General features: G+C 70.9%; 1 protein-coding gene. It reads right to left on the minus strand.

All coding sequences use genetic code 11. The annotated features are described in order from the left end of the window. On the minus strand, nucleotides 1–251 hold a 251-nt coding region (locus tag SB771_RS35935; protein ID WP_410722156.1), incomplete at both ends, for a hydantoinase B/oxoprolinase family protein.

A 251-nucleotide genomic window follows, 5' to 3' on the forward strand; every position in this document is an offset into this window, starting at 1 on the left:
GCGCAACGCGCCTACGATTCGACAGGATGACGGCGGTCATCGGTTCGAGAAAGCGGACGCGCCGCTCGGTGCCGTCGCCGCCTCGCCATTGCCCCGCGCCGCCGCTGCCGTGACGCACGCGGAAGTCGTCGAGGCGAACCGGGAAGCGCCATTCGAGCACTTCGGGATCGGTGAGCCGCGAGTTGGTCATGTGCGTCTGCACGGCGCTGCAACCCGCCGCCGACGCACTCGCGCCCGAGCCCCCGCAGATG

It is taken from the genome of Burkholderia sp. SIMBA_051, from assembly GCF_046534915.1.
Lineage (GTDB): Bacteria > Pseudomonadota > Gammaproteobacteria > Burkholderiales > Burkholderiaceae > Burkholderia > Burkholderia ambifaria.